8 protein-coding genes, 1 tRNA gene and 1 pseudogene are annotated in these 8,148 nt (G+C 64.1%); 7 read left to right on the plus strand and 3 right to left on the minus strand.

The window, feature by feature from the left end:
* From VZ95_RS08450 to glpX, 4 genes and pseudogenes are all read left to right on the plus strand, one after another.
* A partial coding sequence (locus tag VZ95_RS08450; RefSeq protein ID WP_045775462.1) for an OmpA family protein occupies positions 1-563 on the plus strand: 563 nt, incomplete at its 5' end.
* 85 nt (positions 564-648) lie between these two features.
* Positions 649-1,874, plus strand: a pseudogene (locus tag VZ95_RS08455) (LL-diaminopimelate aminotransferase).
* Positions 1,875-1,919: 45 nt separating this feature from the next.
* Positions 1,920-3,221, plus strand: coding sequence for a homoserine dehydrogenase (locus VZ95_RS08460; RefSeq protein ID WP_045775463.1), 1,302 nt, complete (start codon positions 1,920-1,922; stop codon positions 3,219-3,221).
* A gap of 82 nt (positions 3,222-3,303) precedes the next feature.
* Positions 3,304-4,263 carry a class II fructose-bisphosphatase gene (gene glpX, locus VZ95_RS08465; protein ID WP_045775466.1) on the plus strand — a complete coding sequence of 320 codons (960 nt, stop codon included), beginning with the start codon at positions 3,304-3,306 and terminating at the stop codon, positions 4,261-4,263.
* Here glpX and VZ95_RS28715 read toward each other — a convergent pair.
* Positions 4,253-4,450 (minus strand): hypothetical protein, encoded by a 198-nt coding sequence (locus VZ95_RS28715; protein WP_332308041.1) that lies wholly within the window; start codon positions 4,448-4,450, stop codon positions 4,253-4,255. The genes glpX and VZ95_RS28715 overlap by 11 nt on opposite strands.
* Here VZ95_RS28715 and recJ point away from each other — a divergent pair.
* The 3 genes from recJ to VZ95_RS08475 all read left to right on the plus strand — a co-directional run bounded on the left by recJ (position 4,419) and on the right by VZ95_RS08475 (position 6,254).
* The gene (gene recJ, locus VZ95_RS08470; RefSeq protein WP_332308042.1) at positions 4,419-5,882 is read left to right on the plus strand and encodes a single-stranded-DNA-specific exonuclease RecJ; all 1,464 of its coding nucleotides are present in this window, start codon (positions 4,419-4,421) and stop codon (positions 5,880-5,882) included. The two genes, VZ95_RS28715 and recJ, sit on opposite strands and share 32 nt — an antisense overlap.
* A complete protein-coding gene (locus tag VZ95_RS28720) occupies positions 5,827-6,054 on the plus strand; it encodes a hypothetical protein (RefSeq protein ID WP_332308043.1) in 228 nt (75 codons plus the stop codon). The genes recJ and VZ95_RS28720 overlap by 56 nt, the downstream gene beginning before the upstream one ends.
* Before the next feature lie 124 nt (positions 6,055-6,178).
* Positions 6,179-6,254, plus strand: a tRNA-Glu gene (locus VZ95_RS08475).
* Positions 6,255-6,366: 112 nt separating this feature from the next.
* Here VZ95_RS08475 and VZ95_RS08480 read toward each other — a convergent pair.
* On the minus strand, positions 6,367-7,125 hold the full coding sequence (locus VZ95_RS08480) for a sulfite exporter TauE/SafE family protein (RefSeq protein WP_045775464.1): 759 nt from the start codon (positions 7,123-7,125) through the stop codon (positions 6,367-6,369).
* Positions 7,126-7,131: 6 nt separating this feature from the next.
* Positions 7,132-8,046 (minus strand): MBL fold metallo-hydrolase, encoded by a 915-nt coding sequence (locus VZ95_RS08485; RefSeq protein WP_045775465.1) that lies wholly within the window; start codon positions 8,044-8,046, stop codon positions 7,132-7,134.
* Positions 8,047-8,148 lie beyond the last annotated feature (102 nt).

Below are 8,148 nucleotides of genomic sequence, written 5' to 3' on the forward strand. Positions count from 1 at the left end.
CGCCGCCGCCCGCGCCGGTCGATCTGGTGCCGCAAGCCGCTCCCGTTCCGGCCCCCTCGTCGGTCTCGGTAGCACCGCCGGTTGCCGTTTCTGCGCCAACATTGCCCAATGGGGCCTCGGTCGATGCGCGGCTCGATGCCATGCTGGCCGATGTTGGGGCCGATCCGGTGCGGCGGCAGGCCTTGAGCGCGGATAGCGCGGCGGCGACGGCCCCCTCGCTGGCCACGCTCTACTTCCGCGATGGCTCGGCGGGGCTCGATAGTACGGCGCTTGCCGTGCTGAAACAGGTGGCGCAGATCCAAAAATCCCGAGGCGGGCGTTTAGTGCTGGTCGGCCATGCAAGCCGACGCGCCGAGACGAATGACGCGCGCAAACGCGAAACTTTCAATCAAATAATCAGCGCGCAACGGGCCGAAAATGTCCGTAAGGCCTTGGTGCGCTTGAAAGTTCCCCAGCTCGATCTGTCGGTGCGCGCGTCGGGCGACAATGCGGCGGTGTTCGATGAAGCCGCGCCCGCAGGCGAAGCCGCCAACCGCAAGGTCGAGATTTATCTTGAAGATTAAGGCCGCTCGCGCCTAAACGAACAATCGCCCTGGCGCGTGGGGACAGCCACGGCGTTTCCCCATTAGTCCCCGTGGGATAGACATTATGGACAGCGACTTTCACAGCATTCGCCGCTTACCGCCTTACGTTTTTGCGGAAGTGAACAAGCTGAAAGCCGCCGCCCGAGCTAATGGCAGGGACGTTATCGACTTTGGCATGGGCAATCCGGATAGCCCGACGCCGAAGCATATCGTCGACAAACTCATCGAAGCCGTGCAGAACCCGCGCACGCACCGCTATTCCATGAGCAAGGGCATTCCTGGCCTCCGGAAAGCCATTGCGGGCTATTACGAGCGCCGGTTTGATGTGTCGCTCGACCCTGAAACCGAAATCGTCGCAACCCTCGGCTCGAAAGAAGGGCTGGCGAACCTCGCCAACGCCATCACTAGCCCCGGCGATACGATCATGGTGCCGAACCCCTCCTATCCCATCCATGCTTTCGGCTTCATGATGGCGGGGGCCTCGATCCGCCACCTGCCGACCACTGAAGGCACTGATTTTATGGTGATGCTGGAGCGCGCCGCGAAGCATTCGGTGCCCGCGCCGACCGCCTCATCGTCAATTACCCCTCGAACCCGACCGCCGAAGTGCGCGGGCTCGATTTTTATGCCGATATTGTCGATTTCTGCCGCAAGCGGAATATCTGGGTTTTGTCGGACATGGCCTATTCGGAACTCTATTTCGACGATAACCCGCCGCCCTCGATCCTTCAGGTGCCGGGCGCGATGGATATTGCCGTGGAGTTCGGTAGCCTGTCGAAAACCTATTCTATGCCCGGCTGGCGCATGGGCTATGCGGTGGGCAATAAGAAGCTCATCAATGCCCTGACCCGGATTAAATCCTACCTGGATTACGGGGCGTTCGCGCCGATTCAAATCGCTGCCGCCGCCGCTCTGAACGGGCCGCAAGATTGCGTTGAAGACATGCGCACTCTGTATAAGCAGCGCCGGGATGTGCTCATTCAGTCGCTGGCGCAGGCGGGCTGGGACGTGCCGTCGCCGCCCGCGACCATGTTCGCCTGGGCGCCGATCCCGGATCGTTTCAAGCATCTGGGCAGTCTGGAATTCTCCAAACGCCTGCTGCTGGAAGCCGATGTGGCGGTCGCTCCCGGCGTCGGTTTCGGCGAATATGGCGATGGGCACGTGCGCTTGGCGTTGGTGGAAAATCCGCAGCGCGTGCGCCAAGCCGCCCGCTCGATCAAGACCTTCTTCGGGCGCGACGATGTGGCGGATTCGGCCTTCAAGCCGGTCCTGCATATGGCCGCTCAATAAGTCTGTCTAACGCGACCCGACGATAAAATAAGGTGAGAGACTGGTATGGAAGATCGTAAACCGTTGCGCGTCGGCATTGCCGGTTTGGGTGTCGTCGGCGCGGGCGTCGTCGGGTTGTTACAGCGGAATGCCGCGCAGATCGCGGCCCGCGCGGGCCGTCCCATCGAGGTGGTGGCGGTGGCCGCGCGGGACCGTGCGCGGGATCGCGGCGTTGATCTCACGAAAGTGACCTGGGCCGAAACGGCGCAGGATCTTACTCAGCGCAATGATGTCGATGTCTTCGTCGAACTCATCGGCGGCTCGGAAGGCCCAGCGCGCGAGGCCGTCGAAGCCGCGCTGGCGCGGGGCTTGCCGGTCGTCACCGCCAATAAGGCGCTGCTCGCCCATCATGGGGCCGACCTCGCGCGGATGGCGGAAGCACGCGGCGTAACGCTGGCGTTCGAAGCGGCGGTGGCGGGCGGCATTCCGGTAATTAAGGTGTTGCGCGAAGGCTTGGCGGCGAACCGCTTCAGCCGCGTTTATGGCATTCTCAACGGCACCTGCAATTACATCCTGACCAAGATGCGCCAGGAAGGCCGCGATTTCGCCGATGTGCTGGCCGATGCGCAGAAGCTGGGCTATGCCGAGGCCGACCCGACCTTCGACGTGGACGGCATCGACGCCGCCCATAAGCTGTCGATTCTGGCCGCCGTCGCGTTTGGCACCGATGTGGCGTTCGATAAGGTCCATGTCGAAGGCATCCGCCACGTTTCGGCGGTCGATATTGCCTTTGCCGAGGAACTCGGCTACCGGATCAAGCTGCTCGGTATTGCCGCCCTGACCGAGGCTGGGCTGGAGCAGCGCGTTCACCCCTGCATGGTGCCGGTCGATAGCGCCATCGCTTCGGTGGAAGACGTTTATAACGCCGTGGTTGCCGAAGGCGATGCAGTCGGAACCTCGATGATGGTCGGGCGCGGCGCGGGGGCGGGACCAACGGCGTCGGCAGTCGTCGCCGATCTGATCGATCTGGCGCGCGGCTTCTCGGTCCCGACCTTCTCGGTGCCGGTCGCGGCGAAGGTGGCGCTGCCGTCCGTCGCTATCGATAAGCATCGCGGTGCCTATTACGTGCGCCTGATGGTGCTGGACCAACCGGGCGTCATCGCCGATATCGCCGGGGCTTTGCGCGACGAAAAAGTGTCGATGGAAGCCATGATCCAGCGCGGCCGCAACCCTGGCGAGATCGTTCCGGTTGTGCTAACAACCCATGAGACGGATGAAGCCGCGATGCGCCGGGCGCTCACCCGGATCGATGGGGTGCCCGCGATCACAGAGCCGCCCCGCGTTATCCGCATCATGGAACAATTGTAAGCGCCTCGGTATCGCGCTATCACCCTGCCCAACTGTTAGCCCCTTTGCCTAAGGGGCCTCTTGGAGACATTTGCCCATGTCGATGGACCGTAACCTCGCCCTCGAAGCCATTCGCGTTACCGAAGCCGCCGCGCTTTCCGCCTCCCGCCTGATGGGCCGGGGCGACGAGAAAGCCGCCGATCAGGCCGCCGTTGATGCGATGCGCCGCGCGCTGAACGATCTCGATATCGACGGGACGGTGGTCATCGGCGAGGGCGAGCGCGACGAAGCGCCGATGCTCTATATCGGCGAAAAGGTCGGCACCGGCCAAGGCCCGCGCATCGATATCGCCCTCGATCCGCTCGAAGGTACCACGATCACCGCTAAGGGCGGCCAGAACGCCCTTGCCGTTATTGCGATGGCGGAAGCGGGCGGTTTCTTGAATGCGCCGGACGTGTATATGGATAAAATCGCCGTTGGCGGCGGTTTGCCCGAGGGCGTTGTCGATATCGATGCCGACCCGGCGACCAATCTGAAGAACCTCGCCCAGGCCAAGAAGCTGGCGGTGGAAGACCTCGTGGTCTGCATTCTCGACCGGCCCCGGCATTCCGATTTGATCGCCAAGGTGCGGGCGGCGGGGGCGCGCATTATGCTGATTTCCGATGGCGACGTGTCGGGCGTCATCGCCACCTCCACGCCGAATTCGGGCGTCGATCTCTACCTCGGCTCGGGCGGCGCGCCGGAAGGCGTGCTCGCGGCGGCGGCATTGCGCTGCATCGGCGGCCAGATGCAGGGCCGTCTGCTGTTCCGCAACGACGATGAGCGCGGCCGCGCCACCCGCATGGGCATCACCGATTTTAACTGCAAATATTCGATGCTCGACCTTGCCAAGGGCGACGTCATGTTCGCGGCGACCGGCGTGACCGATGGCGCGATGCTGCAAGGCGTGCGCCTGTTCCCCGGCGGGGCCACGACCCATTCGCTCATCATGCGCTCGGCAACCGGAACCGTGCGCTATGTGACCGCTCAGCACAATACGGTGCTGAAGCCGTTCAATCACTAAGCCGATGAACAGCGCTGCCGCCTTTTTGGGGGTCGAACGCTCGTTTGGCGGGCGGCGCTGGATTGATCGCGGCGGCGATGCGCGGCTCGGCCTCGCCCTCGCCCAACGCCTCGGCCTGCCCGAACTCGTCGGGCGGCTGATGGGCCGGGCGCGGCGTGAGTTTGGAGGGGGCGGAAGATTTCCTCACCCCCACCGTGCGCCGGGCGCTGCCGGACCCCTCCAGTTTTCTCGATATGGATAAGGCGGCGGACGCCCTGGCCGCCTGCGTGACGCGCGGCGGGCAAATCGGCCTGTTCGGCGATTATGATGTCGATGGCGCGACCTCGACGGCGCTGCTGTGGCGCTTTTTCAACGCCCTCGGCCCGGCACCGCTGATCCATATTCCCGACCGCATGACCGAAGGCTATGGCCCCAACGCCCCGGCGCTGATTGCGCTGAAGCAGAAGGGGGCGGAGATCATCGTTACGGTCGATTGCGGGGCGACCGCGCACGAGCCGTTGCGGATTGCCGCCGAGGCGGGCGTATCGGTGATCGTCTGCGATCATCACGTCGGCGAACCCGCTTTGCCGCCCGCGCTGGCGGTGGTGAACCCCAACCGCTTCGATGAAACCACCGAACATCGGACGCTGGCTGCGGTGGGTGTCGCCTTTCTGCTGGCCATCGCCGTCAACCGCGTGCTGCGCGGGCAGGGGTTCTACACAGCCGCCGGGCGGCCCGAACCGGACCTGATGGGGCTGCTCGATATTGTCGCCCTGGGCACGGTCGCCGATGTGGTGCCGCTGACGGGGGTTAACCGCGCGCTTGTCACTCAAGGGCTCGCCGTCCTGCGCCAACGCCGCACGCTCGGCCTGCGCGCGCTGGCCGATAGCGCCGGGCTCGACGAAGCGCCGGAAGCCTACCACCTCGGCTTCATCTTCGGCCCGCGCGTCAATGCCGGGGGCCGCGTGGGGGAGGCGGGCTTAGGCGCGCGGCTGCTGACCACCGAAGACCCCATCGAAGCGCAAAATATCGCCCAGCAGCTTCATCACTACAATGAAGAGCGCCGGGCGATTGAAGCCTTCGTGCAGGAAGAGGCCATCGCCAAGCTCGAAAGCGCCCCGCCAAAGAAAGATCAGCCGCTGATTCTGGTGGCGGGCGAGGGTTGGCATCCGGGGGTGATCGGTATCGTCGCCTCGCGCCTCAAGGAGCGCTATCACCGCCCGGCATGTGTGATCGCGCTGGAAAACGGTATCGGTAAGGGTTCCGGGCGCTCGGTGCCCGGCGTGGCGCTCGGCGATGCGGTGATCGCGGCGCGGCAGGCCGGGTTGCTGTCCAACGGCGGCGGGCACGCGATGGCGGCGGGCTTCACCGTTGCTGAAGAGAATTTGGCCGGTCTCGAAGCTTTCCTGTCTCAACGCATTATCGACGACCTCGCGGGCGCGCCGCTGGTGCCGCATTTATCGATGGATGCGACGCTGGACTGCCAGGGCGCGACGCCCGACCTGCTGACCCAGGTGGCGCGCCTCGGCCCCTTCGGCCAGGGCAATTCCGAACCGCGCTTCGTCGTCACGTCCGGCGCGGCTGGTGAAGGCCGATGTGGTCGGCGGCGCGCATGTGCGGCTGATTCTCACCGGCCCTAACGGTGGGCGGCTGAAGGCGATTGCCTTTCGTTGTCTCGACACCCCCTTGGGCGACGCGCTGATGAACCATCGCGGGGCCTATTTTCATCTCGCAGGCCACCTGCGGCGCGACACTTGGCAGGGTGCCGAAGGCGTCCAATTCATTGTCGAAGACGCGGCCCCCTTGGCCTAAGGCTGAGGTTTTCTGTGGGGTTTTCGCCGCTCGGTCATGGGAATGTCACGAAACGCAGGCGACCGAACAAAGTCACTCTTGACCCCTCCCCGCAAATCGCGCTATCAACCGCCCACGCCACGACGTCCCCATCGTCTAGAGGCCTAGGACACCAGCCTTTCACGTTGGTAACACGGGTTCGAATCCCGTTGGGGACGCCAATCACACCATAACCTATTGAAGTTTCTAGGTTATTTGGACGTGAAACGGCGTTTTTCTCCAGCAGAATGCAAATTGGGACGCGGCACCGACTCCAGTCTAGGTGCGGGCGGATTAGCGGTTCCGCCAGAGAATATAAACGCCGACGCTGGCGACGAGCACGGCGAAGATCCGGTTTAGTGTCGCCCGTTGCACGGCCAACCGGGCGGCGAGGCGGGTTCCAAGGTAGCCGCCCAGAATACCGCCGCCGATAAACTCCAGCGCAATCGTCCAATCGACAAGGCCGGAGAGGGCGTAATTCACCGAGGTCGTCAGCCCGAACAGCCCGACCGAGAGCAGCGAGGAGCCGATGGCGTTGAGCATCGCCATCCCGCTCCCCAGAATGAGGCCGGGAACGACGAGAAAGCCGCCGCCGATGCCGAAGAAGCCGGAGAGCCCGCCCACGGTAAGGCCCACGGCAATCAGGCGGGGGGCGTTCTGCCGGTCGAGATGAACATCGGCCCCTGCCGTTGCCGCGCGGGGCCGGGTCATGGCAATCGCCACGGCGATCATCACTAGTCCGAATAAAAACAGTAACCTCTGCCCATCCATGAGCTTGCCGAGGGTCGAGCCGAGGACCGCGCCGCTCATCCCGGCGATACCGAACACGGCGGCGCACGGCCATTTTACCGTCCCGCGCCGAGCGTGCTGGGCCAGATTGGCGAAGGCATTCACCGCAACCGCCAGCGCGCTGGTGCCAATTGCCCGGTGTGGATCGGCCATGCCGACGACATAAAGCAGCAGCGGCACCGCTAAGACCGAGCCGCCGCCGCCGATCAGGCCGAGGGTGAAGCCGACGAAGCTTCCTGAGAGGACCGCGAGCAGGGGCATCATTGACCCTTAAAGAGCATTCAGGGGAATTTTAAGATAAGCGACGCCATTGTCTTCGGCGGGCGGCAGCATTCCGGCGCGCATATTCACTTGAATCGCGGGGAGAATCAGGCGCGGCATAGCGAGCGTGCGGTCGCGGGCTTCGCGCAGGGCGACGAAATCCTCTTCGCCCATGCCGTCGCGCGCATGGATATTCTCGGCGCGCGCGGCGGCAACGTTGGTTTCCCAGCGAATTTCACGCTCGTTGGGGCCGTAATCATGGCACATAAACAGGCGCGTTTCGGGCGGGAGCGTTAGAATCCGCCGCATCGAGCGAAACAAAATTCGTGCATCGCCTCCGGGAAAATCGGCGCGGGCCGATCCGGCGTCGGGCATGAACAAAGTATCGCCGACGAAGGCCGCGTCGCCGATTACATGGGTCATGCAGGCGGGGGTATGGCCGGGGGTATGGAGCGCGCGCCCAGTGAGGCCGCCGATTTGGTATGTTTCGCCGTCACAGAAGAGATGATCGAACTGGCTGCCGTCGCGCGCGAACCCGGTTCCGGCGTTAAAGACCGCGCCGAAGGTGGTTTGCACGGTGCGGATCTGCTCGCCAATGCCGATCTTGCCGCCAAGCCGCGCCTTCAGATAGGGTGCCGCGGAAAGATGGTCGGCGTGAACATGGGTTTCGATCTGCCAGTCCAGCCGCAGCCCCGCCTTTTCGATAAAGGCGATGATGGCGTCCGCTGAGGCGGTGCTCGTGCGCCCGGAGGCATAATCGAAATCCAGCACCGAATCGATCACGGCGCAGGCGGCGGATGCCGGGTCGGCCACCACATAGCTGATTGTATTCGTCGCCGGATCGAAAAACCCCGTGACCTGCGGGTTGAGCGGGGAAGCGGCCGGCAAGCCGGGAGCCGCCGGGGCCGAAGGGGCTACCGTCATTCGGTTTTCTCCTGAAAAAAACGCGTGGTTTAGCGGGGGATAAGCCGGGCAGCGGCCATGCCTGCGAGCATGGCGGTCGCAAAAATTGCGGCTGAGAGGGAG

The organism is Elstera litoralis, assembly GCF_000963705.1.
In the GTDB taxonomy this organism is placed as follows: domain Bacteria; phylum Pseudomonadota; class Alphaproteobacteria; order Elsterales; family Elsteraceae; genus Elstera; species Elstera litoralis.

Excerpts from the sequence above, each read along its gene's own strand:
- VZ95_RS08485 (WP_045775465.1), bottom strand. The coding sequence starts at position 8,046 with ATGACGGTAGCCCCTTCGGCCCCGGCGGCTCCCGGCTTGCCGGCCGCT.
- VZ95_RS08460 (WP_045775463.1), top strand. The coding sequence starts at position 1,920 with ATGGAAGATCGTAAACCGTTGCGCGTCGGCATTGCCGGTTTGGGTGTC.
- glpX (WP_045775466.1), top strand. The coding sequence starts at position 3,304 with ATGGACCGTAACCTCGCCCTCGAAGCCATTCGCGTTACCGAAGCCGCC.
- VZ95_RS08480 (WP_045775464.1), bottom strand. The coding sequence starts at position 7,125 with ATGATGCCCCTGCTCGCGGTCCTCTCAGGAAGCTTCGTCGGCTTCACC.